The following is a 24092-nucleotide window of genomic DNA, read 5'->3' on the forward strand; positions in this document are numbered from 1 at the left end:
TAGTCCTCAGCTTGAATGTATTCCGTTCGTTGGTTTTCCATTAACTGGTTGAATACTGTGGTCAAAATATTTTTAGACACATCATCTTTTACCGAATGTTCTATAATTCTTTGAACCTCTTCGCTTTCCAGTGTAAAATGTACTTGGGTCATGTAAAGTCCTCCTTGGTATGTTTTAGTGGTTTAAAACATTGTACCGTGAATGGGCTGTTACATGGCCTTTTATCTTTTACACAATTATATGGAATTTATCGATTATATTTATTTACTTGTAAGCACTTCGCCTAAATCAAGGGTCTCAAACTTTATTAGTTATCTTAAAGGAAACTATTCAGTAGGCTTTCAGGTTTAGTATGGTAAAAAAAGGCCTAATCTATAAGTCCTGATTCAATACAAAAAAGTGTGAAATCTTTTTATGGTTTTATTACTTTTTTAGCGATAAAAATAGCGCTTCTTTGTATGATTAAAGTACTAAATATAATCAAACAGGAGTGCTATCTATATACAAAATTATAACATGAATCAAATCACCTTATCGTTGGCTTTAGAAATTTATTTATTAAAAGACGATATCGCTTTTGCAATCAATGAGCCTGTGGAAAATATTCCAGAAACAGTCTTCTTGATTTTCGAACATTTGAATGGGTGCTACTTCTTACTCCCAAAAATGATGTTGAAATTGCTATTGTGTGGTTACAGGCAGTCTGTCTTTTCTGACAGAAAGATTGAAGCTTTTTGGAAAGGCAGGATTTGCTCTAGATAGCTGACACAAGCATATTAACCCATTTTCAGGCTGGTTAATCATTTTCGTGTTTATCCACACATACAAGTTTTATTAGAAGAATGTTTTATTCAGTTTCGAAACCAATTTTTTTGCAAAACCTCATAGAAACGGGAACCATTTTTATTGATGGACCTAAGTTAGAAGCCAATGTCAATAAATGTACGTTTTTCTGGAAAAAACTCCAAAATTATGAAGCAAAACTGGCTAAAAAAATCAAAAGACATTTATCAGCAACTCGTGAAGTAAAAAAACATACCTTCTATTTGTTACGAAAAATTTTCTTCCAGGTACTCAGAGAATTTCGTGAGTTAGAATTTGAAAGTATCGAACTTTTCTTTGAATGCTTGATTTCTACATGATAACAATATAATTGAAGGTCATAGCTTTGAGCATAGAAGTAAATAACTCCTCTAAAAAAATTTAGAAAAAGTCATTCTTTGCACCAACATTCGACTTTTTAACAAATTAGATTAGATAGAGTTGTAGGAATACTAAAAATTAATGAAACATTGGTGAATAAAATTTATTTGAAAGACATCTAACATTCAGTTTGGTAAGAAAATTCAAAGTTAATTTGTCCAAAGAACGTGATTGCAAACAATATAAGCTGCGCGGTAACAATATTCTGTATGATAAAAATTTTATTTTTTTATTCCTTTTACGTGATTTTAACTCTGTGAAGTGATATACTAAGTGTTAAAAAGAAATGAGGAGGAGCAAGATGTTCGAGTTTAGTAATGTAAAGAAGATGACGTATTCTGCTGTATTAGTAGCCTTAGGGGTTATTATCCCAATGGTTATGCCAATTAAAATCATGGTTCCGCCTGTATCCTTCACCCTTGCCAGTCATGTGCCTATCTTTTTGTCAATGTTTATTTCCCCGGGAGCAGCGGTGGCTGTTGCCATAGGTACAGGGGTTGGATTTATGATGACCGCTCCTTTTACGATTGCTTTACGTGCTTTTTCTCACATCATCTTCGCTATTGTTGGTGCTTATTTATTACAACAACGTCCAGAAATTTTATCAAGTAAGAAGAAAAATACAATGTTTAATTTGGGTATCGGTGCGTTGCACTCCATCGTAGAGATGGCGGTAGTTTTTGCTTTATTTATGACAAAAAGCATTCCAGATGCTGAGTATTCAAGCGCTTATCTGATCAACATGATGTTGATCCTAGGTGTCGGCGGACTGATTCACAGTATGGTAGATTATTATATTGCCTTTTATGTGGCGCAGCGAACAGTCAATATTTTTTCTTTCCCTGCTTTTTTAAGAGTGACAAAAGCAAAATAGTTGCCAAGACTCCTGAAATGATTTCAGGAGTCTTTTTCAATTTTGAAAGAGGGAATTTTTTCAGGATACGACTTATGATTGAAGTTTTAATTAAACCCCTTAACTTAAATTGCTGGAATACTCTATGTCCCCATCTTTAATGGCTTGGTAATATTTTTGTTTATTTTCAATATATTCCATAGATGCTTGTATCTTTTTCAAATTCTCTTTTAAGTTATTTTCAGTTTTTTCCAGCATCTTTTGACGCTGAGGAATTGTATCCATCCCTTCAATGCATAGTTGCATATATTTTTTCATGTCTTTAATGGTCATCCCACATTCTTTCAAACATATGAGTCCATGTATCCAATTTATATCTTTATCATCAAATTTTCTATGATTGTTATGATCTCTTTTATGATTCGGGACTAGCCCTTCCTTACAATAATATTTAAGAGTATCATATGTCAGACCAGTCTGCTCGCAAACTTGCTTCATTGTTTTCAAACTATTCATGTTTTTTCCTCTCTGAAGTGATATTTTTTCTTTTTCTCCTTGACCGGTAGTTACCCCCGTGTTGTATAGTTTTCATTATAGATGAAATTTCAAAATCATCAAGGAGGGGATATGATATGAAAAAAATAGGAATAGCGGTATTGAGATGCCTTCTGTAGGATTTGGTGAAGTGCTTCCTGCGGTGAATCAAATTGAAATCAACCCTTTTTATCAGCAGGACAATGCGCTTGCCATTAATGAAAACCATGGTGTTCAAGTACAAGGGTGGACACCGTTTGCAGAAGGACAACACGGTATTTTCAACAGCGAAGCCCTACATGAAATAGGTCATAAATATAATAAGACCGCAGCTCAAGTCATTCTTCGGTGGTTAGTACAAAGAAACATTGTACCGCTTGCAAAAACCATTAATAAAGAACGAATGATTGAAAATATTAATATATTTGATTTCTCATTATCCAGTGATAATATGGCAAAAATCAAATTGCTGGATACAAATAGAAGTTAATTTTTCAATCATCAACCCCGGAAGCTGTAGAGATGATAGCTTCACTGGTAAGAAATGTTTAGGAGGTATTTTATGAAAACAATCTATTTAATTCGGCATGGTCAGACGCTTTTCAACCAGCAAAAAAAAATACAAGGATTTTGTGATTCACCTCTGACTGAATTGGGAAGAGAACAAGCAATAATAGCCAAAAAACATATAGAAGAATTAGGTATGGTTTTTGATGATGCGTATTGCTCAACTTCGGAAAGAGCTGTCGACACTTTGGAGTTGATAACTGACACTCCTTACACTCGTGTGAAGGACCTTCGAGAATGGAATTTTGGCAGACTTGAGGCAGAGGGTGAACATTTGAATCCGCCTTTGCCTTACCGGGATTTTTTTGTACAATTTGGAGGGGAGGATGAATTTGACTTTCGTGGCCGAATCAGCAAAGCAATCATGAACATAGTCACAAACTCTAATGGGGAAAATATTATCATTGTTTCTCATGGGGCAGCTATTGCACAGTTTTATAGAGTTTGGGAAGATTACAGTGAGGTCAAGCGTCAAAGAAAAATCCAAAATTGTTCGATTTTTAAGTATCATTTCGCAGACAATGAATTTGTTTTGCAGGAAATTATCAATCATGATTTTAGTGAAATAGAATAAGTTAAATGACTAGAAGCTCTGGTAACAAATTGGCAAATTGGAAGCTTCTAGTTATTTGTCTTGTTTAACGGTCATAAATTTATGCTCTGATTGTTTAATAAACAGATGGCAGACACAGTTTTTTTGTTTCTATTTCTTTTTAAACGGTCTGAATTCAGCACTCAAAAAGGGCAGCTGCATATTTATTATCTCCAGACTTTATTTACCAAATATTATGTACAAGAATTGATTTCTTCGCAGTAAACTGCTACACTATCTTCGAATAGTATCAAATCAAATTATAGTAAATGAGGGAATTTTGTGAGTGTTCTAAGTATCTAGTTTTTATGGCAAGTAAAATGACAGCTTAGTCTGGGTTTATTTAGCTTGCCTGCCAATAGATACTTTCTCACAGAATGTTTATTTGCAAACAAGTTCTGATGATTCAGATTGTTTACAAGACGGCAGTGGGAAACTGCCGTCTTTTTTTGATACTGTTCAATTGAGAGAAAGTATCTTGATTTGAAATGTAAAGGAGAAAAAAATGAATCAAGATACAATAGAAAAAACAGAATTTATAAAAATAATAGAAGAACTAAAAACCCTGACAATGAGTCCTTTCGGTAAAAAGAAGGTAGAAGAACTTAAACCGAGCACCAATTTAAGAGTGGTTCAGATGAGATTGGCAGAAACGGAAGAAGCTAGACGTTTGCTGGATGGAAATCTACATGTGCCGTTTATGGGGTTGACTAACATAGATTATCTTACGGAACAAGTTTCCAAAGGTTTTGTGCTTAATCCCGAGGAATTGGTTCAATATGCCGATTTTTTAAGAAGCTGCCGCCTTATAAAAGATTTTTTTAAGAAACATCAGGCTTACGTCTCTAATCTCAGTGCTTATAGCACAACATTGGGGACATTTCCTGAAGTTGAGGATGAAATCAATAAAATGATTCAGCGTTCCCAAGTATCTGCTGACTATCATCGCGAGTTAAGAAGAATCCGGAAAAAAATTCAGGAGACAGAGTCGGAGATAGAAAAGACGTTACAAAAATTTTTAAGGAATCCTAATCATAGTAAGAAAATCCAGGAATTTATAGTTGTAAAAAAACAAGAGAGGTTTACTATACCTATAAAAGCCAGTTATAAAAATCAGCTGAATGGTTCTATTGTCGAAGAATCCAAACGAGGGACCACAGCGTTTATCGAACCGTCCATGGTAGCTAAACTAAATGACAAGCTTTTTGATTTAAAGGTGGCAGAAAGTGCTGAAGTTTATCAAATTTTAGCAGGATTAACGGGGATGATTGCGGAGCACCTGTCAGCCATCAAAGAAAATATCGAAATCATTGGAGAGTTTGATGTGATTTTTGCAAGGGCAAAATATAGTCGTCAAATACAAGGTATTACACCCAAACTCAATCAAGAGAGCAAGATTGTTCTATGTGAGGCAGAACATCCTTTACTGACCGATCCGGTGCCGCTGACTCTTGCTGTGGGGAAAGATTTCCGCGGATTAACAATCACAGGGCCTAACGCAGGGGGGAAGACAATTGTACTAAAAACTGTGGCTTTACTCACGCTCCAAACGATGACAGGACTACAAATCAAAGCTAAATCGGGAACAGAAATCGCCATTTTTGATCAGATTTTTGTCGATATCGGAGATCATCAGAGTATCGAAAATGCTTTAAGTACTTTTTCTGGTCATATGAAAAAATTGGCAATGATTGCACATGAAACCAAGGGAAATAGCTTGCTTTTACTTGATGAAATCGGCAGCGGGACGGACCCGAAAGAGGGTGCTGCTTTGGCAATTGCGATGATGGAGGACTTTTATTCTAAAGGAAGCATTTTAATTGCCACGACCCACTATGGTGAAATCAAACGGTTTTCAGAACTTCATCCCGATTTTGAGACTGCTGCTATGTCTTTTGACTCAGAGACATTGGCTCCAAAATATCAGTTGCAGATGGGGGAAGTGGGGACGAGTAATGCCTTTTGGATTGCAGAGAAAATGCATCTTCCCTCGAAAGTAATTAAAAAAGCCCAAAAATACGAACAGTCAGGGGCATATGATTTAGAGAAAAAAATATTTTCCAGAAAAAATAAGTCAAATGAGACTTTACAAAATACCAAAAAAAGTTTCTTTCATAAAGGAGATAAAATTTACTCTTCCCAACATAAGACTCACGGACTGGTTTTCGAAGATGACCAAATAAGTGAGACGATTATTGTTAGTATTAATAAGGAGTTGCTGACGGTCAGTCGACAGCGGGTTACCTTAACGATGGTGCGTGAAGCTCTCTATCCGGCAGGGTACGATTATGATAGTTTGTTTGATGATTATCAGGAACGAAAACTAATGAAGGATTTGCTGCGGGGGGCTAAAAAAGCCCATAATATTTTAGACAAACAGGCTCAGGAAAGAAAAAACAAACGTTCTTAAGAATAAAGCGACATTCCCTCTAAGAGAGATTTCCTAGAGGGAATAATTATTGATTGACTAACGAATAACAAGGACATTGCAAGGGCATTGATTGATCACATGTGACGTCGTTGACCCGATGATAACACGTTTGATACCATGTTTGCTGGTAGCTCCCATAACCACTAAGTCAACTTTTTTCTTCTCTGCTAATTCAACAAGTTTGTCCTTTGGATTGCCTCTCATGACGACTATTTCAATTTTTTCTTCTGGCAATCCTTTGATTTTTTGCTGAATAATGCTGTAGGCTTCCTGTTCTTCCTCAATAATTTTAGGGTCATCCGGATAATACTCAATGAGCGGGTCTAAAACCTGAGCGATAGTTACCTTGCCATCTGCTAATTCCGCTAAAAAAAGACTGTGTTCGAGTGCTTTTTCAGACTGTACTGAACCATCAAATGCAATTAGAATATGTTGATAGGCTTCCTTCATGTGTTATCGCCTCCTATTGTAACTTAATTTTAGCATTCGTATCCTTAACTGTAAAGAAACGTAGATTTGCTATAGGATATTTTCAACAAAACCAGTATACTAAAGATAGCAAATTAATTTCAATAAAATAGATGATCCGTATGTTATTGAAAAAACAAGTGCAATTTTTGAACAAATGATAAAAATTGAGACAGGAATAAGGAGGCAAAATAAATGTTTGGTGCAATTGAGGCAGGGGGAACAAAGTTTGTTTGTGCAGTCAGCGATGAAAAACTAGAAATCATCGAAAAGGTGAGTATCCCGACGGAAACACCCGATGTGACCATGGCAGCAGTGTTTGGTTTTTTTGATCAGTACGAGCTGAAAAGTATGGGGGTAGGTTCTTTTGGTCCAATCGATGTCAATGAGAAGTCAGACACGTATGGTTATATTACTTCTACACCTAAAATCAAATGGCAAAATTATAACTTTTTAGGTGCGCTCAAGACACGCTACGGGGTGCCTATCGCTTGGACGACAGATGTCAATGCCGCCGCTTACGGTGAATTGACCTACGGGGCAGGAAAAGGAAAGCAAAGTTGTATTTATTTAACAATCGGGACTGGAGTCGGCGGAGGTGGTGTGGTCAATGGTCAACTGCTGCAAGGCTTTGGTCATCCAGAGATGGGACATATCCGAGTGACTCGTTTAGAAGGGGATACTTTTTCAGGAGTTTGTCCTTACCATGGAGATTGTGTGGAAGGCTTGGTGTCTGGTCCGGCATTGGAAAAGCGAACAGGCCAAAAGGGGCAGACATTGGCAGAAGATGATCCCGTATGGAAAATCCAAGCTAATTATATCGCTCAGGCATTGATGAACTACACTCTTGTTTTATCACCGGAAGCAATAATTTTAGGCGGCGGTGTTATGCAGCAGGCACATCTGTTTTCTTTAATTCATGAAGAATTCGAGAAAGTGATCAATGGCTATGTGAGCTATCCTGAATTGGATAAGTATATTCTGCCTACTGGTTTAGGAAGTAACAGCGGTATTATCGGCTGCCTTCAGTTAGCTAAAGAAAAATTAGAGTCTCTTTCAAATTAATAATAGGCTGCAAAGTCAAAAAAAAAACGGGTTAATCCCCGTTTTTTTCTTTGGCTTTTTTCTCTAACTGGATGAATTTTTCTGCTTCTTCTTCAGCGATTTTACTTCTGCGATCGATTTCATCTTGATCGATATCAATATCTAAGATAAATTCAGAAAGCTTCTTTTCTAATTCATCCGTTTTTGTATATTTGATTGCCATGGAATATCCTCCTAATGCTTTGCTTGACTCTACTATATCATTTTATTAGGAGACTTGTATTGTTTTAAACATTACAAATCGGTTTAAGATGACTAAATTTTTGTTTGTGGGATATCACTGGTAAAAAAAGGATTATTTTTTCTTAGAGCCTTCATTTTCAGCATTTTTTGCAAGTTTAATAAAAATAAAGGGAATAATTAAAACAACGACAGCTGCTGCAAGTGCAATTTTATTAACAAGTGGCATAGTGGGAACCTCCAGTTTTTTATTTTATTATATCATTGCTGACCGAGTGATCAAGTGACAAAATTGAAAGAGCGGCTCTACTTAAAACATTTGCAGAAAAGTTTAGAGTGAGCCCTAAGTCTCTGTCATAGTTTGTAGGCTGATAAGTAGAAAACGTGGTCATGCTAATTCAAAAAGACAGTAAAACCAAACAATATTATCTGCTGTCGTTGAAAAAAACTTCCTAACATTGGAAGTAAGATGTCTAGTGAACAATGATTGTGTCAATCAGACGTTTGACAGACTCTGGATCGCCTGTCGGGACAGGTATTATTTCCGCCCTGTCGATGACATCTTGTGACAAAGCTCTTAAAGCTTCCGGATCATTAGCGACATCTGCGTTGTAGTGCCAATGTGAAGGAGTATCGTAACGTGTGACTGTACCATTGTAATTACTGGCATAGACAACGGAACCTTGAAAGGAAGCATTTCCTGAAAGATGTATGGTATCCACCGGATAAGTCGCACTATTTTCGTCAAATCTATTGATAGGCGATCCTGCGGGCATAAAATCAACATTTAGATTAAATCGGAATTCCGGATCATCTAAATACTTGATATAATCCGCTCCCATAACGGCAAGCCAAACTCTTGCATACTCGATATATTCCTGTGAATAGCCACTCAAAATATCATTTTTTGCGGGAGGAGCCTCGGGAGAAGCTTGGGAATTATTGTTGACAGCACTGGCTTGTTTGGAAGAATTATTAACAGGAGTGCTATTTTTATCAGACTGTTCACTTTTTTTGTCAGTGTTGGAGTCCTTTGACTTTGTCTCACTGCCCTTTTTAGAAGTGGTTATCGTCTGTTCACTTTTTTTAGGAGCTGCTTTTTTCTTGGAAGAACATCCTGCAATAAAGCATAAACTAATGATGCATAGAGAAACTAAGAGAAAATTCTTTTTCAACCTAATCACAACCTTTCTTTCTGTAATGAAATTGTAACATTATTGTAACGAACGAGACACTTACAGTTTTGTAAGGAAAGAGTTGAATGATAGTATATTTACGGTTAGAAATCGTGAATACTGGCAACGAACATTTAAGGCTTCTTCTTTGATGGCAGTTAGATTTGTGACTAAAGGTCATAAGTAATGGGAAATTGCCTAACCCTGTCATAATTTATTCGGATGATGGTACCCCAAAAAGGATAACCTATCTCTCTGTTAGTGTGTATTAGTGTTAGGGCAATAAAAAAACCAGCCTACGCTGGTGAATAACTTTTATGTTCATCTTTTGGTACTAGTTTTGCTACTAAAATTTCTACGCCAGCTCCTATTGGCCCCTAACAACCGCTTTGTCATTTTACATCTCAAGTGGCTCCTTTGTGGCAAATCTAGCAAGAGACAACGACATTGATTTGAAATGGTTGTATGTCTACAAAAAAACTTAAAAAGTTCAACTCAGATGGATTGCTAAGTCTTCATAGGCGGAGATTTTTTGAACAGATACAACAAATTTACTAAAAATAGACCTGCTAAGGCAATTAACAAAATATATATCCATGGCAAAGAAGTCATAAAATAATCTGTATTACTTATGACCAATGACTTCAGTATAAATTTTGGCAAAAAGAAAAAACAGACAAATAATTTTGATTTATCCTTCTGTTGATGACAGAATTGATGAATCTAAAAATGATTTGTCTGCTTGGTATTTCAATGGTATACACGTAGACAGTTAAAACTGTTTTTCTAGGCGCTTCAAGAACTGTCCATAATGAAGGTAGAGTGCAGTAAATCTGCTGTCGCTTTTTGGGTCCCAAGGTTTGGGCTGTCCGCAAAAATGAAGAATGACTGTATTGTCCATCACCCACTGCAGATCATGTTTTCCTAAACTGCGGGCATAGTAGCTGACAGCCTTCCGGGTATCATAGTTCCAAATTTCTTCGGGGACTTCCTTGATATGCTTTCCATAGAGAAGATTCAACACATCTTGGTCAGGCAAAAGCAATTCCGCACCGTGCTTTTCAATGACAGCGATGATATCTTCTAATTTGATTTTTGTGCGAGCAATTGTTAAGTCCATTACCATCACACCTGAGTTGAAGTATTCATGGTCGGTACCGAGACGGAGCTTATTTATTTCAGAGGTTAAATTTGTTGTTCCGGTGTGTGTTGAGGCAGCAATCATGTGACCTCCCAAATCCGTATCCCATAACTTTCTTATAGAGTTGATAATCAAAATATCCGGGTCGAGATAAATCACTTTGTTTACTTCTTCCGGAAGAATTTCACCACATAATAATCTGAAATACATTTCTTTAGGGTAGCGTTTAATGGTCGGAGCTTCATCTAGCCAACGATGTTCTATTTGCTTATTGTGTAATTCCCATCCAAAGTAATGGGTAAGATTTTCCAGTTCCGCCATTTTTTCTTGTCCGATGGATTCGTGGACAACCCAGATTCTAAACTCTTCCTCAAGGTTATTATGATGCAGAGAAGTTAACATTACTTTTAAAGGGTCCATATAGTTTTCATTCAGTGTCACTAGAATATCAATAAAATGATTGCTTTTCTCCATTGTCTATGACCTCCCAAAATCTTAGTTTAAAGTTAGTAGAAAAAATTAATAACACCCAAATTCCAAAAATGTCAAAGTCGAATTCTTATTATAAACCTTCTTTTTTTATAGTATATCATGTTTGAATAACGAGTGAGTCAGTCTAGTGATACATCCCAATTATTTGTTTGTCTCTATAGATAAAAAAGAAAATCGTTTAAAAATTAAATATAAAAATTCAAACATGGGAAGTGCCGTAGACATTTGAGATACATATTACTGTCAAACATGTTTTATTAGGTTATAATAAAGGCAGGAGGGATGAAAATGACAGAAAATGTGAAGAAAATTTATCTAGTGTTTCAATCTAATGTTGTCGATTCTTCCGAAAAATTGACTGATCTGGTCAAAGATTGGTATATTTTGTCAAAAATCATGGCCTCCTCAAGTGACTCAGCAAGGACTATTTATAAAGTTTCTGAAGATGAATCCACTGAAATCAATGAAGACGACTTTAATCATTTGTTGGGAAGTTCAGTTCAAGAAAAAGAAACTCAACAGTTGTTTAAAATCACTCATGAGCAATTTTCAATGGAAATTCTAATTAGAAAAGGTCGCGTCCTTGAAACCCTGCTAGTAGATTCTCCTTTGTATCATCATTTGGAAAATATCCTGCTTGATTACCTTGAGCAGCGGATGATCAGCTGTGGGACTTATGCTTACGTTCGTGATTATGAGGAGTATTTGGCACACAATGTGGAAGATATTCAAGAAAGATTAGAACTCAAATTGCAATACCCTGAAAGTATTCGCTATATGAAAGATGATAAAGGCAACAAACTGGTGGACTGCAGTCAATATTCCGGTTATGATTTGATGTTCCGCGGACTGGCGCTAACTTCGTGTTGGAAAATGTGGTTCTCAGAAAATTATTTCTATGTGGTTCCAAAGCAAGCATTTTTGGACGTGCAGCAAGTAGATGAAGTTAAGGAACTGGCAAGAGAAGTGATTCGTGTGACATTATATAATTCTCCTCTTGATTGGCGTGAAGAAGCCAACCTCCACTTTCAAAAGTTATTTAAAAAACAGTTAGGCTTTGAACAAATCGAGTGGACGAATGGTGTGGGAGTTTTGGCAGAACCTTATGTTGATTTTCTGCAATCGGGAGATCGGATGCAGATGATCCAGTATCAAAACGAGTATTTGCAGCCGGTTGAAAAAACAAAAGCTAAACACTTTACCACAAGGATTTTTAACTATGCACAAAATTTTTATGTGGAGAGTCGCCGTTTTGGCTATCTGAATTCTCAAGCTTACTTTCCTTTTGAATTGGGAATGAACAATGATTGCTTGGCGTATTGGATATTGAATACTGACTATAGTTTGGACAAAGGTATCGAATCTTTTCTATATTATATTTCCTATTATCTCAAGGCTAAAAAGATGCTCTTTCAGCCGATGAGGCAAAAGACAATCTTGCGTTTTTACTTGCCTAAGACGTCACTTGGGACAGTGCCTATGAGAGGCTTGGAAGATGCTTTGCTGGAATCTGGATTTTCGGTTAAAGATTCTACCCCGGGCAAAGAATTGATTGTTGCCTCAAATAGAGAAACCTTGGCCGTTGAATTTCGTGATGTGGATCATTTGAAGAAAGATGTCCTTGAATGGCGGCTGCCGGGAAATACTCCTGACGAACATACGGATAATATGGAAGAAAAAATAACAAAATTCCTAGAAAAGATGGGCGCACCGAAAAAGTAAAGCATTTTAATAATAAAAAAACGGTTCAAACTCAACAGGTTTGGACCGTTTTTATGTTTTTTCAAACTCATGAGAACTTACTTTGGGATATTGGCTTGAGCCGGTTCTACATGGACATCCACATCAAATACATGGAATTTCTTAGATAACATCTGTTCAATCTGTTCGGTGATATTGTGACTTTCTTGTACTGTCATAGAAGGGGACATCAAGACGGTAATATCCAAAAATATATTTGCTCCGTAGCTTCGTGCCCGCAAGCTTTTTACACTAACCACTCCCTCGATTTTAGCCACTTCTTCTTTATATTTTGTCAGCGCCTCTGTGGAAAAACCATCGGATAAACTAAAACTGCTTTCTTTGAAAATATCTAAACCAGTTTTGATAATAATGAGGCCAATGATAATCGCAGTTATTTTATCAAGCCAGATCAAGTCGAAGGATGCGGCAAAAACAGCGATGGCTGTCCCGATACTCGTAAGAGCATCTGAAAAATTATCTTTTGCTGCAGCTTCCAGTGCATGACTATTTACTTGTTTAGCTAATTTGTGATTGTACCAATAAACAGCAAACATGATGATAGCAGATGCCAGTCCTGTGTAGGCGGCAAGTGGTCCAGGTGAGACGGTATGACTTTTAAACAAGTTTTTGATTGCTGAAATAAAAACTTGTCCTCCGACCAAGAGCATAATCATGGATGTCAGCAAGCTGGCTAAGGATTCTGCTTTCCAATGACCATAACGATGGTCATCGTCTGCGGGTTGTCGTGCAAGTCTCAGGCCTATATAAACGGCGGATGAGGCAACGATATCCGTAGTATTATTTAATCCATCTGCGAGCAATGCACTGGAATTAGCGATATACCCCACCGCTAATTTGCATACGGCAATCACAAGATAGGCACCGATACTAACCAGAGCTCCTTTTTCAGCCGTTTTCAGCTGTTCCATTCGATTCTGAGTCATAGTCAATCGTCAATCCTTTCATTTACAGATAAATAGGATTATAACAAAGACAATGGGAAGATACTAGTTTTCAAGGACACCAAAATAATAAGATTTTTAAAATTTAACAAGGTGATTAGGTTGGGATTGACATATTTTTCAAGGAATGGTATTATTTTTTCATTCATTTACATAATGGTCTAAAAGTGTTTTATGACAAATGGTATATGTGGTATTTTGAAATGCTTTCAGCCAAAATGAAAATCAGTATCTAAAGAGGGCGACGGTATGAACGATGCAAAAACAAAGATTGCAGTAATTAAGAAACTGGCAGAAGAAGAAAATGTGCATTTTTTACGCTTAATGTTCACCGATATTCTTGGGGTGATTAAGAATGTTGAAGTGCCCATTAGTCAGCTGGATAAAGTGTTAGACAATAAAATGATGTTTGACGGGTCATCCATTGAAGGGTTTGTCCGAATCGAAGAAAGTGATATGTATTTATATCCTGATTTGGATACTTGGCTGATTTTTCCTTGGGAAACTGGTCACGGAAAAGTTGCGCGTCTGATTTGTGATGTTTATATGCCAGACGGTCGTCCATTTGCTGGAGATCCCCGGGGGAATTTAAAACGGGTTCTTAAAAACATGGACTCTTTAGGTTTTACAGCCTTTAATTTAGGAGCAGAGCCAGAATTTTTCTTGTTTAAGTTGGATGAAGACAACAAGCCGACTTTGGATTTGAATGATAGCGGTGGTTATTTTGATTTATCCCCAACAGATTTAGGTGAAAATTGTCGCAGGGAAATCGTATTAGAATTAGAAAAATTGGGGTTTGAAATTGAAGCCTCTCATCATGAGACAGCAGAAGGACAGCATGAAATTGATTTTAAGTATGAAGAAGCTGTGAAGGCGTGTGATGAAATCCAAACGTTCAAACTAGTCGTTAAGACAATCGCCCGCAAACATGGACTGCATGCGACGTTTATGCCAAAGCCGATTTTTGGCATCAGCGGTTCAGGTATGCATTGCAATATGTCTTTATTTAGAGATGAGGAGAATGTCTTTTTCGATGAGACAGGGGAAAGACAGCTGAGTGAAACTGCCTATCAATTTTTAGCAGGGCTTCTTTATCATGCCAGAGGCTATACAGCGGTGTGCAATCCGTTGGTAAATTCTTACAAACGTTTAGTTCCCGGTTATGAAGCTCCTGTTTACGTTGCATGGAGCGGTCGGAACCGGTCGCCGTTGATTCGGATACCAGCCTCTCGCGGACTTTCAACAAGATTGGAATTGCGTTCAGTTGATCCCTCTGCAAATCCCTACTTAGCGATGGCGGTTTTGCTGGAAGCTGGTCTTGATGGTATTCGCCGAAAGCTGACTCCGCCCGAGGAAGTTAATCAAAATATTTATTGTATGACTGATGAAGAACGAAAAGCGGCATGTATATCTGATCTGCCCTCCACTCTGCACAATGCAGTAAAAGCACTGAAAAAAGATGATGTGATCCAGTCCGCTTTAGGGGAACATATCTATGTTAATTTTGTGGAGAGTAAGGAACAAGAATGGTCGGTATATCGGGAGAAAGTGACCCAATGGGAAATTGATACTTATATGGAAAGGTATTGATGTTGTAAAGAACTGTCAAAATGATTTTATTTCAATAAATTAAATTGAATCAATAATGAAACCTCGGAGAAAAGTTTTTCTCCGAGGTTTTTGTGTGAGGTAAGTTGAATGGGTGAAATAGAAAATGTGTGACTTATATTTTTGAAGTTAGAGAGGTGGAAAATGTTTTTTTATTACCAATGAAAAAGGACCGATACATCATGTTTTAATGTATCAGTCCTGTAAGTATAGAGTTGTTTCTCTCCAGTAGTTACATCCTTTCAGACACTATCCCATGAGAGAGGAAAATTCATTTGCAACTTTCGGGTTGGAAAATTTTCTGGTAATGAAACTTTTTGTCAAAATAGTATAATTAGAGGAAGTTTCTTGGTAGCTTTTTCGGGTTTGCTGAAGATTTTCCGAATTTTCTTGTACCTTCTCCAATAGTTGAATGATTCTTTCTGTTCTAGGATAGGTTTCCAATAATTTATCGATATCTTCATAGGATTCAATTTTTTCTACGATGACAGTATTTACCTCATCACGCATAAATCCGATAGTTTTTTCTTTTTTTTGAAAAGTTTCATTATATGCCTCTGTCAGCGTAGTGAAAAGCTGTTCCCTTTCGCTTAGATAGTAACTCCATGATTGGACGGTTTGATTCATTTTAGCTTCCAGTATACGCAATCTCTTGACTTTTTTTATGATAGATAGGGTGATACAAACGCCAAAAGCTAGTAACAAAGAGACTAAAAAGTTTAAATCACTTATTTCCACATCGCTATAATTGGGGCTGTATTTTTGTTCAAATATCTCAATTATCACGGAAATAATTGAGAATGAAAAAAGATATAACAAAAAATATTTCACGACGGTGATAATTTTTTTCATCGTAGTTTTCATGGCAGATGTCCCCCCAGTAACTAATGCCTTGATTATATCATATAAGTAATTGAACTAAAATGACTATTGAAAAAATCAAAATAAGAGAGGTAAGCAGGAAAAAAATAAACAATAAACAAGATTTTCACGTATAAATGATTTTTTCGATATACTGTTATTTTCAGCTTTCAAGAATTCAAGCAGCAAAAGAACCATCTCATTAAACACTTTTTAGTCATTGGATGATATCGGATTATCAAGGAAAATGTGATATAATAAATTGTGATATATTGAACATGATAAACAGAAAAGAGATTGACATTTTTTTTGCGAGATGGACTTACAGAGTTGGACGGAACTTAACAAGTGAAGTTTTATTTAGTTCAGAGTCCGCAAAAAAAATTATTGCTTGTTCATGAGTAGAAGTTGTTAATCTGATATAAAGGAGTTAAGATCATGAGTGAAAATTGCAATGACAACTGCAGTAGTTGTGCAGAAGAATGTGGTGAAAGAAGAGAGCCGAGAATCGATTTTTCGGAAAGTCCCCATGAAATGAGCAGTATTAAAAAGGTGATCGGTATCGTAAGCGGTAAGGGTGGCGTTGGGAAATCCCTTGTGACTTCTATGCTTGCGGTAACGATGAGGCGGATGGGGTATGACATAGGTATTCTAGATGCAGATATCACCGGTCCTTCTATTCCTAAAGCTTTTGGAATCACTGAGAGAGCTAAAGGCAGTGAATTTGGCTTATTTCCTGTCAGAACGAAAACAGGAATTGATACGATGTCAGTGAATTTGCTTTTAGAGGATCCTTCTGATCCAGTCGTGTGGCGAGGGCCAATTATCGCTGGAAGGGTGAAACAATTCTGGACCGATGTTATATGGAGCGGCGTGGATTTTTTGTTTATTGATATGCCACCGGGGACAGGTGATGTGCCTTTGACGGTATTTCAATCCATACCTGTTGACGGGATTATTGTTGTAACTTCCCCACAGGAGTTAGTCTCTATGATTGTGTCTAAAGCGGTTAAAATGGCTGAGATGATGGACGTTCCTATTCTCGGGTTAGTTGAAAACATGTCTTATTTCACATGTCCGGATAACGGCAAAGATTACCAAATTTTTGGTGAAAGCCATATCGAAGAAATTGCTGAGAAGCATCAATTGGACGTTCTTGCGAAATTACCCATTGACCCGAAAATTTCAGCCGCATGCGACCAAGGGATGATAGAACTTTTTGAAGGGGACTGGCTCGAATCGGTCGGGGAAATTTTAAAAGAAATGATTGAAGAAATGGAAGAGTGAAATTCGTATAATCAAGTGCAGTTCAAATCAATGGAATACGAGCGTTTAAAGGATTATTTTCACCATGAACTTAATCTGAATTGATTATATTTCAATCTATTCGTACTTGAAAACTATGAGCGTGCTTTAGCAATATGTCAGACCAGTTGATAAAAAATAATATAATAAATTCATGACCATGAAAGAGCTACACCTTTCATGGTCTTTTTGTTTTGGATCTTCGTCAAATGATGTGGATAGCTAGAATTTAGTTGATTTTAAATAACAAACTAGACAACTTTGCTTAGACAAGCGGGGGTGTCTTTTTGGTTTATCAGTTTAAAACTGACAAGAATGCGATGCTTGAAGTGCCAAAAACTACGATAACCATGAGCAGTTCGTTTAATGACTTTGATTTTATTATTAAGCCCTTCCAGAGTGCCATTAGAAAAAGGATAGTTGAAGGCATTTTCAATTCTGTTCAAATGTTTCTTAAGCGTTTTGATCGAGGTTTTCATATAGAGTGTCACCTCTAATTTCATTGTCTCTAGACTATGTTTGAATCCGTTAAAATCATTTTTTGAGCGTAATAAGAGGCTGACCCATAAGTCCTCATTTATCATGGGATACTTTTATTTCAGAATCTAAAGGAAACATAGCTTTGTTTTTATATTGCTTGCTGATAGGGGAAAAGAGCAAGTTACTGTTTCACCATAGAGTAATCATAAACATCATTCAATCTTCGAAATAAGTTTCGGCTAATTTTTGATAGGCGATACTTTGTTTTACATTTGGCCGGGTAATTTTTTCCGTATTGTGCTGCGGCTTTGGAGTGGCTGCAACCAATGCATACAAACCATAGATTGGTTCGTTTTTATCTGTTAAAAGACATTCTACATCCAAAATGTCTGCGGTTAACTGCTTTAAAAAGATATTTTGGAAAAAGCCGCCGTTGATGGTTACTATTTGGACCGGATTGAGCATGCATTTTAACAATCGAAGATTCATTATTATTCCCTCGGCAATGCCACGTATGATATCTTCTTTGCGATGTGTTGCCGTCAAGTTTTTAAATGATGCCTGCATAGTCATATCCCAGAATGGGGCACGCTCCCCGAAGACGTATGGGAAGAAACGAATACCATTTGCTCCAAGCGGTGATCGTTTACCGATAGTTTCAAGCTGTTCAAAGAAGTCCTCTGGTTTATCTGAGAATAGTTGAGCAGCCCATTCGAGCACATTACCGCCATTGTTTGATGGGGCACCAACTACGTACATATCTTCCTGTAAATAATAGCAAAAATTTTGTTGCTTAAAATCAAGGACAGGCTTATGACTAATTTTTCTCAAGGCCGCACTTGTGCCGACTGTCAAACTATGAGGAATCCCCGTTGTTTTATATCCGGCATACGTGGCCAAACACCCGTCGCTGGCTCCAGCTAGTATTTTGACATCTTCAGATAAGCCAAGCTCCACAGCTGTTTTTCTTTGGATATTGAAAGTGGCAGTTGTATCTACAAGCTTCCCTAGTTGTGTTTCATTTATGCCGAGATAGTTTAAAATTTCTTGATCCCAGCACCTCTCTAGTAAATTAAACAAGCCAGTGGCAGAAGCGGTAGAAAAATCAATCAAGTGGCGTCCTGTAAACATATGCAGAAGAAGTTCTTTTAGACCATACCATTTTGTTTCGGGAGAGAATTCTTGTGTCTTCTGAAAATGCATGATTTTAGCAAAAGGTGTCATTGGATGAATAGGAGTGCCTGTTTTCAGATAAAATGCAGTTGCTTTTTCTGTTTGCTTGAATGCTTCAATAGCTTCACTTGCCTGAGCGTCGGACCAAAGGAAGACACGTTCTTGATGATCCTTATCAAATGGGAAGCAACTATGCATTGCAACGCTGAAACCAATCATTTTGATCTTTTTCCGCAGTGCTGATGGGATTTCACGAATACCGCGAAAAACCACCTCAAGAATTTCACTTCTCAATTGAAAGCGTGCAGCGTTTTCCTCTGTATAAGTTGCCAGTTGAATAGCTTTTTCCCAAATGATTTCATGAGTCTGTATCACCCCAAATTTTACTGAAGTTGTGCCCACATCAATGCTTAAAAAAACATCATGATTATCCATATTACTCATCCTTAACCCAACTGTGTCCGCCGAACTGATTTCTTAGCAGCGAAATCACTTTTTCATTGTATTTTTCCTCATCCTCGGAAGCATAACGTGTCATCAATGATTGGGCAATGACAGGGATGGCTACTTTTTTACGCAAGGCTTCTTCCACTGTCCATTGTCCTTCTCCGGATGATGGCACAATGCCGGCTACTTCACTGAAATCCAAAGTTTCTCGAAACAGGTTCTCTGTGAGTTCCATTAGCCATGAGCGAATGACTGAACCGTGATTAAAGACACGTGCGACTTCCGGCATATTAAAATCAAAATCACTATGATGAAGCAGATTAAAGCCTTCGCCGATGGATTGCATCATCCCGTATTCAATGCCATTATGTACCATTTTTAAATAGTGTCCACTTCCCGGTTCTCCAGCAAATAGATAGCCGTCGGGCACACATAAGTCCAAGAATAGTTGTTCTACTTCGTTGAAAATTGAGCGGTCACCGCCAATCATCATACAGGCCCCATGACGAGCCCCAGACATCCCACCTGAAGTTCCCACATCTAAGAAATGAATATTCTTTTCTAGAGAAAGCTCATGCTGTTTGATACTATCTGTAAATTTAGAATTTCCAGCATCAATCAATATATCACCCGGGTTTAAGTGCTGACGACAATCAGCTAATACTTTTTCAGTGATATCACCCGCTGGTACCATTACCCAAACAATACGTCGCTGAGTAGAAGGTCGGAACAATTCTGTCAAAGATGTATAGCTGGTGAATCCTTTTTTTCGTGCTTGCTGAGTGATTGCTTTCTCTTTATCATAGGTATAGATGGCATAGCCTTCATGTGTGCGCAAGTTTTCAGCTATCCCCATACCCATTTTCCCTAAGCCAATAAAATACACATCCATATCCATATCTTGTTATCTCCTTATAAAAAGGCTGAAACAATAACCATATGGAAATTGTTCAGCCTCCGAATAGTTATTCGTTTTCTGTTTTTTATTTGTACTCTGAAACATCATCAATGGTTAGTACACGATCATCAATCAGTGACTGATACCAGTGTGCTGATTTTTTTAAAGAACGGGTACGTTCCTCATCTAACTCGATGCGGACTAATCCATAGCGATTTTTAAAGGCATTCATTGGTGATACGCAGTCTGTAAATGCCCACAACATATATCCTTCACATGGTGCGCCTTGTTCTACAGCCTTTAACAACCAGCGCAGGTGCTGTCCGATGAAGTCTATACGATAGGTATCGTTCACTATACCGTTCTCATCCATAAATTGTTCCTCATTTTCACGGCCCATCCCATTTTCGGTAATTAGCCAGTGAATATCACCATAGTTATTTTTCAAGTACATCGCCATATCGTACATGACTTTCGGATAGATTTCCCAGCCTCGTGAGTTGTTCATTTGCTTACCTGGTAAATCAAATGATTCAAAAAATATTTCTGGATGAAACGGTGTGTTTTTGTTCCATTCATATCGAGGCGCACGAACACGCTTTGGATAATATTGGTTTACTCCCAAAAAATCAAGTGTATTTTCCTTAATAGTGGTTAAGTCTTCCTCTGAAGGGTCAAAATACACATCATATTTTTGACAAAGTGCTGTCAACTCTTTTGGATAGGCTCCTTTTAACATCGGATCGAAGAACACACGATTGTAAAATAAATCATACATTGCGGCGGCTTTTTGATCTGCATCAGAACTGGAGCGAGCATAGACCATTTCTGGATTCAGTACACAGCCGATGCGTCCATCCAAGTTCAGTGAATGATAAATTTCAACAGCTTTTGCACTTGCTAGTACTTTATGATAGTTCCACAGCATCCATTTTTTGGTATTTTGCTCATGAGGCCACCGTACGGCATCCAAATAAATACGTGTCTGAGGGACAATTGGTTCATTGAAAGTAAACCATTGCTTCACTCTGTCACCATAACGTTCAAAGGCAATTCGTGCATATTCTGCATATAAGTCAACCACTTTTCTGGAAGACCATCCATCATATTTTTCAGAAAGATATTGCGGCAGCTCGTAATGTTCCAGACAAAGCATTGGCTCCACATCGGCAGCAATTAAAGAATCAATGACGTCATCGATGTGTTGTGCATAGTCTTCATCGACAATCATTTGTTCATAATCTAAAAAGAAACGTGACCAGTTAATTGATGTGCGGTAATGAGTCAGGTGAATCTGCTGCATTAAGTCTATATCATCTTGGTACTGTTCCATAAAATTTGTAGCGACTGCAGGTCCGTAGCCATTGTGCCAGACAAACTGTTCATTTTTGTACCAGCTGTCAAGATAGGAGTCCTGAGTTTCTTTTTTTCCTTTCCATCCTTCTGTTTGCCAAGCAGACGATGCGGCACCGAGGATGAAATTTTTAGGGATACTGATTTTCATAAAAAGCTCCTTTCTATGCGACGTTGTCTTGCGTTCTGTTTGATACTTGTACGAATGGCAGATAAATCAAAATCGACACAATGATACAGATGACTTGCGTGATGACGGCACCGATGTCTCCTGCAGTTGCGAGATAAGCATTCACAATAGGAGGCATTGGCCACGGTACCATCACGACGGCTTTGGCAGCAAAGCCCATTGCAGTTGCAAAGTAGCCAATAGTTCCGGTAATAAGTGGCGTCAAAATAAAAGGGATTGCTAAAATAGGATTCAACATAATTGGCATCCCGAAAATAACAGGCTCATTGATGTTAAAAATTCCAGGTGCAAGAGAAAGTTTTGTGATTTCACGCATATCGTCACGTTTACCCACAAGTAAAATTGCAATTAACAAACCAATCGTCACACCTGATCCGCCCATACTCATGTACATATCCCAAAAAGGCATCGTAATAATATTAGGGACTTCTTTTCCTGCTTCAAAAGCTTCAGTATTCACAGCGATTGCAGCAAGCAATAGTGGTTCGCGAATCGGTTTTATCATTTGATTGCCGTGGATTCCAATGACCCAGAATATTTGAGCAAGCAGCATTAGAAGTAAAATACCAGGAAGTCCTTGAACAATACCCTCTAATGGTCGTTGGACAACATTATAAATAATATCATAGGCATACATACCTGTAGCAGATTTTACGACAAAACCTGCTGTGGCAACTGTTGCAACAGTAATGATCGTTGGAAATAATGCAGAGAAACTTGCTGAAACTGTCGGTGGTACTGTATCCGGCATTTTCAGTTTTAGCCGGTCTTGGCGACCAAGCCAACTATATAATTCGATAGAGACAATAGCAACGAACATCCCTAGGAACAATCCTTTTGTGTCCGTATATTGTTTCGCAAGAACATTTTCTGCGATGACATTGTTTTCTTCAAATATAAATTCAAACGTTGTCGGATTCACAGACAGATAGGACATCACTGCAACAATTCCTGGAAAAATTCCGGGGATATTATTTAACTTTGCCAGTTCAATCCCAATCAAAAAGACTGCATAGATGGTTAAAAAACTCAAAGTGACGTAGCTGATGGCAGATGAAATCGGCTTTAAATTGTCTAAGAAGCGCAATGCATTAATTCTTGCTAGTCCATTTTCTGAATCGAAGACCATTGCAGAGAATAGTGTACCAAATGCCCCCGTGATAATAACCGGAATCAGTGCTGCGAAGGCATTTTTGATTACCATGATGTAGCGGAGATTGTTAATTTTGTTAGCCACATTCCCTAGAACATCGGCTAATTTGTCCATAAAACTTTTTTCCATGATTTTCCCTCCTATTTATTCAATGTTTCCCATATTCCATATATATAACTCGCACCTAATGCGCGATCATATAACCCATACCCGGGCCGTCCTGTTTCGCCAAAAATCATACGGCCATGATCTGGTCGGATGCAGCCTGTAAATTGATGCTTTTTTAATAATTCTATGACACGCACCATATCGATTGAGCCATAATTGGATGCGTGCGCTGTTTCTTCAAAATCACCATTCTCGTGGAGCTGGATATTTCGTGCATGCATGAAATGAACTTTTCCCAACTTTAAATAGGAATCTAGCATTTTATATATGTCATTTTTACTATTAGCGGCAAGTGAACCAGTACAAAAAGTAATGCCGTTTTCAACACTTGAATCGATGTCAAACAGTCGCTTATATGCTTTATCATCTGTAATGATTCGTGGCAGACCGAAGATGCTAAATGGTGGATCGTCTGGATGAATCGCCATTTTGATACCTGCCTCTTTAGCCGCTGGAATAATTTTTTTTAGAAAATAGGAAAGATTTTCCCACAATTTTTCCTCATCTACTTCTTGATACCTTCTGAATAATTCATGCAGCTCTTCCTGTTGATAAGATAAATCCCAGCCGGGTAATGAAGGTAAAGAATCAAGTGAATTGACCTCCGGCAGCTGTTCCCAAGAAAAAGATAATGAGTTAGAACCGTCTTGATGTTGAAAAGATAAATTTGTTCTTGTCCAATCAAAAACAGGCATAAAATTATAGCATACGGTTTTGATTCCACATTTACCTAAATTTTTGAGAGTCTCTTGAAAATTACTAATCCAATAATCTTTTTTTTGACCGCCAAGTTTAATTTCTTCATGCACGGGTACGCTTTCAATTACTTCAAATGCTAAGCTCTTTTTTTTGACTGCTGTTTCTAACCGTTGTATTTCTTCCAATGGCCAAATTTCGCCAACAGGTACATTGTAGATTGCGCTGACTATTTGTTTCAAATTTGGAATTTGCCGAATATGATTTAAAGTAATCGAATCCTCTGTTCCATACCAACGAAAACCAAGCTCCAAA

General features: G+C 37.5%; 22 protein-coding genes. 8 read left to right on the forward strand and 14 right to left on the reverse strand.

Annotated features, from left to right (window positions below; genetic code table 11):
* Positions 1-152 (reverse strand): transposase (locus CBF29_RS11135; protein WP_211334289.1); only part of this gene is annotated, 152 nt, incomplete at its 3' end.
* Between the two features lie 1352 nt (positions 153-1504).
* Here CBF29_RS11135 and CBF29_RS11140 point away from each other — a divergent pair.
* A complete protein-coding gene (locus CBF29_RS11140) occupies positions 1505-2077 on the forward strand; it encodes a hypothetical protein (RefSeq protein WP_126809803.1) in 573 nt (190 codons plus the stop codon).
* A gap of 99 nt (positions 2078-2176) precedes the next feature.
* Here CBF29_RS11140 and CBF29_RS11145 read toward each other — a convergent pair whose 3' ends face one another.
* Complete coding sequence (locus CBF29_RS11145) at positions 2177-2572, reverse strand: MerR family transcriptional regulator (RefSeq protein WP_126809804.1); 396 nt, start codon at positions 2570-2572, stop codon at positions 2177-2179.
* Between the two features lie 145 nt (positions 2573-2717).
* On the opposite strand from CBF29_RS11145, the gene CBF29_RS11150 reads away from it, so the two are divergent.
* The 3 genes from CBF29_RS11150 (at position 2718) to CBF29_RS11160 (ending at position 6159) form a co-directional block, all read left to right on the forward strand.
* Positions 2718-3080, forward strand: coding sequence for an aldo/keto reductase (locus CBF29_RS11150; RefSeq protein ID WP_126809805.1), 363 nt, complete (start codon positions 2718-2720; stop codon positions 3078-3080).
* A 72-nt stretch (positions 3081-3152) separates the two neighbouring features.
* Positions 3153-3731 carry a histidine phosphatase family protein gene (locus CBF29_RS11155; RefSeq protein WP_126809806.1) on the forward strand — a complete coding sequence of 193 codons (579 nt, stop codon included), beginning with the start codon at positions 3153-3155 and terminating at the stop codon, positions 3729-3731.
* 523 nt (positions 3732-4254) lie between these two features.
* On the forward strand, positions 4255-6159 hold the full coding sequence (locus tag CBF29_RS11160) for an endonuclease MutS2 (protein ID WP_126809807.1): 1905 nt from the start codon (positions 4255-4257) through the stop codon (positions 6157-6159).
* A 57-nt stretch (positions 6160-6216) separates the two neighbouring features.
* Here the strand turns inward: CBF29_RS11160 and CBF29_RS11165 are convergent, their stop codons facing one another.
* The gene (locus CBF29_RS11165; RefSeq protein ID WP_126809808.1) at positions 6217-6630 is read right to left on the reverse strand and encodes a universal stress protein; all 414 of its coding nucleotides are present in this window, start codon (positions 6628-6630) and stop codon (positions 6217-6219) included.
* Positions 6631-6843: 213 nt separating this feature from the next.
* Here CBF29_RS11165 and CBF29_RS11170 point away from each other — a divergent pair, with 213 nt between their 5' ends.
* Positions 6844-7713 carry an ROK family protein gene (locus CBF29_RS11170; RefSeq protein WP_126809809.1) on the forward strand — a complete coding sequence of 290 codons (870 nt, stop codon included), beginning with the start codon at positions 6844-6846 and terminating at the stop codon, positions 7711-7713.
* Positions 7714-7744: 31 nt separating this feature from the next.
* Here CBF29_RS11170 and CBF29_RS13800 read toward each other — a convergent pair whose 3' ends face one another.
* From CBF29_RS13800 to CBF29_RS11180, 3 genes are all read right to left on the reverse strand, one after another.
* Positions 7745-7915, reverse strand: coding sequence for an SPJ_0845 family protein (locus CBF29_RS13800; protein WP_170170059.1), 171 nt, complete (start codon positions 7913-7915; stop codon positions 7745-7747).
* 490 nt (positions 7916-8405) lie between these two features.
* Positions 8406-9107 (reverse strand): hypothetical protein, encoded by a 702-nt coding sequence (locus tag CBF29_RS11175; RefSeq protein WP_126809810.1) that lies wholly within the window; start codon positions 9105-9107, stop codon positions 8406-8408.
* A gap of 772 nt (positions 9108-9879) precedes the next feature.
* Positions 9880-10722 carry a glycosyltransferase family 8 protein gene (locus CBF29_RS11180; protein WP_126809811.1) on the reverse strand — a complete coding sequence of 281 codons (843 nt, stop codon included), beginning with the start codon at positions 10720-10722 and terminating at the stop codon, positions 9880-9882.
* A gap of 306 nt (positions 10723-11028) precedes the next feature.
* Between CBF29_RS11180 and CBF29_RS11185 the strand changes: the two genes are divergently transcribed.
* A complete protein-coding gene (locus tag CBF29_RS11185) occupies positions 11029-12462 on the forward strand; it encodes a hypothetical protein (RefSeq protein ID WP_126809812.1) in 1434 nt (477 codons plus the stop codon).
* Positions 12463-12539: 77 nt separating this feature from the next.
* Here the strand turns inward: CBF29_RS11185 and CBF29_RS11190 are convergent, their stop codons facing one another.
* Positions 12540-13427 carry a cation diffusion facilitator family transporter gene (locus CBF29_RS11190; protein WP_126809813.1) on the reverse strand — a complete coding sequence of 296 codons (888 nt, stop codon included), beginning with the start codon at positions 13425-13427 and terminating at the stop codon, positions 12540-12542.
* Positions 13428-13694: 267 nt separating this feature from the next.
* On the opposite strand from CBF29_RS11190, the gene glnA reads away from it, so the two are divergent.
* Complete coding sequence (gene glnA, locus CBF29_RS11195) at positions 13695-15035, forward strand: type I glutamate--ammonia ligase (protein ID WP_126809814.1); 1341 nt, start codon at positions 13695-13697, stop codon at positions 15033-15035.
* A gap of 267 nt (positions 15036-15302) precedes the next feature.
* Here the strand turns inward: glnA and CBF29_RS11200 are convergent, their stop codons facing one another.
* Positions 15303-15917, reverse strand: coding sequence for a hypothetical protein (locus CBF29_RS11200; protein ID WP_126809815.1), 615 nt, complete (start codon positions 15915-15917; stop codon positions 15303-15305).
* Positions 15918-16352: 435 nt separating this feature from the next.
* On the opposite strand from CBF29_RS11200, the gene CBF29_RS11205 reads away from it, so the two are divergent.
* Positions 16353-17201 (forward strand): Mrp/NBP35 family ATP-binding protein, encoded by an 849-nt coding sequence (locus tag CBF29_RS11205; RefSeq protein ID WP_126809816.1) that lies wholly within the window; start codon positions 16353-16355, stop codon positions 17199-17201.
* A gap of 269 nt (positions 17202-17470) precedes the next feature.
* On the opposite strand, the gene CBF29_RS11210 is transcribed toward CBF29_RS11205, so the two are convergent.
* From CBF29_RS11210 to uxuA, 6 genes are all read right to left on the reverse strand, one after another.
* Positions 17471-17803, reverse strand: a complete 333-nt coding sequence (locus CBF29_RS11210; RefSeq protein ID WP_126809817.1) for a transposase — start codon at positions 17801-17803, stop codon at positions 17471-17473.
* Positions 17804-17915: 112 nt separating this feature from the next.
* On the reverse strand, positions 17916-19307 hold the full coding sequence (locus CBF29_RS11215) for a gluconokinase (protein WP_170170061.1): 1392 nt from the start codon (positions 19305-19307) through the stop codon (positions 17916-17918).
* Position 19308: 1 nt separating this feature from the next.
* Complete coding sequence (gene gnd / locus CBF29_RS11220) at positions 19309-20217, reverse strand: phosphogluconate dehydrogenase (NAD(+)-dependent, decarboxylating) (RefSeq protein ID WP_342775208.1); 909 nt, start codon at positions 20215-20217, stop codon at positions 19309-19311.
* 85 nt (positions 20218-20302) lie between these two features.
* Positions 20303-21721 (reverse strand): glycoside hydrolase family 1 protein, encoded by a 1419-nt coding sequence (locus CBF29_RS11225; RefSeq protein ID WP_126809819.1) that lies wholly within the window; start codon positions 21719-21721, stop codon positions 20303-20305.
* Positions 21722-21734: 13 nt separating this feature from the next.
* On the reverse strand, positions 21735-23042 hold the full coding sequence (locus tag CBF29_RS11230; protein ID WP_126809820.1) for a PTS sugar transporter subunit IIC: 1308 nt from the start codon (positions 23040-23042) through the stop codon (positions 21735-21737).
* An 11-nt stretch (positions 23043-23053) separates the two neighbouring features.
* A complete protein-coding gene (gene uxuA, locus CBF29_RS11235; protein WP_126809821.1) occupies positions 23054-24091 on the reverse strand; it encodes a mannonate dehydratase in 1038 nt (345 codons plus the stop codon).
* Position 24092: the final 1 nt, after the last annotated feature.

Origin of the sequence: Vagococcus elongatus (assembly GCF_003987645.1) — a bacterium.
GTDB classification, from domain to species: Bacteria; Bacillota; Bacilli; order Lactobacillales; family Vagococcaceae; genus Vagococcus_A; species Vagococcus_A elongatus.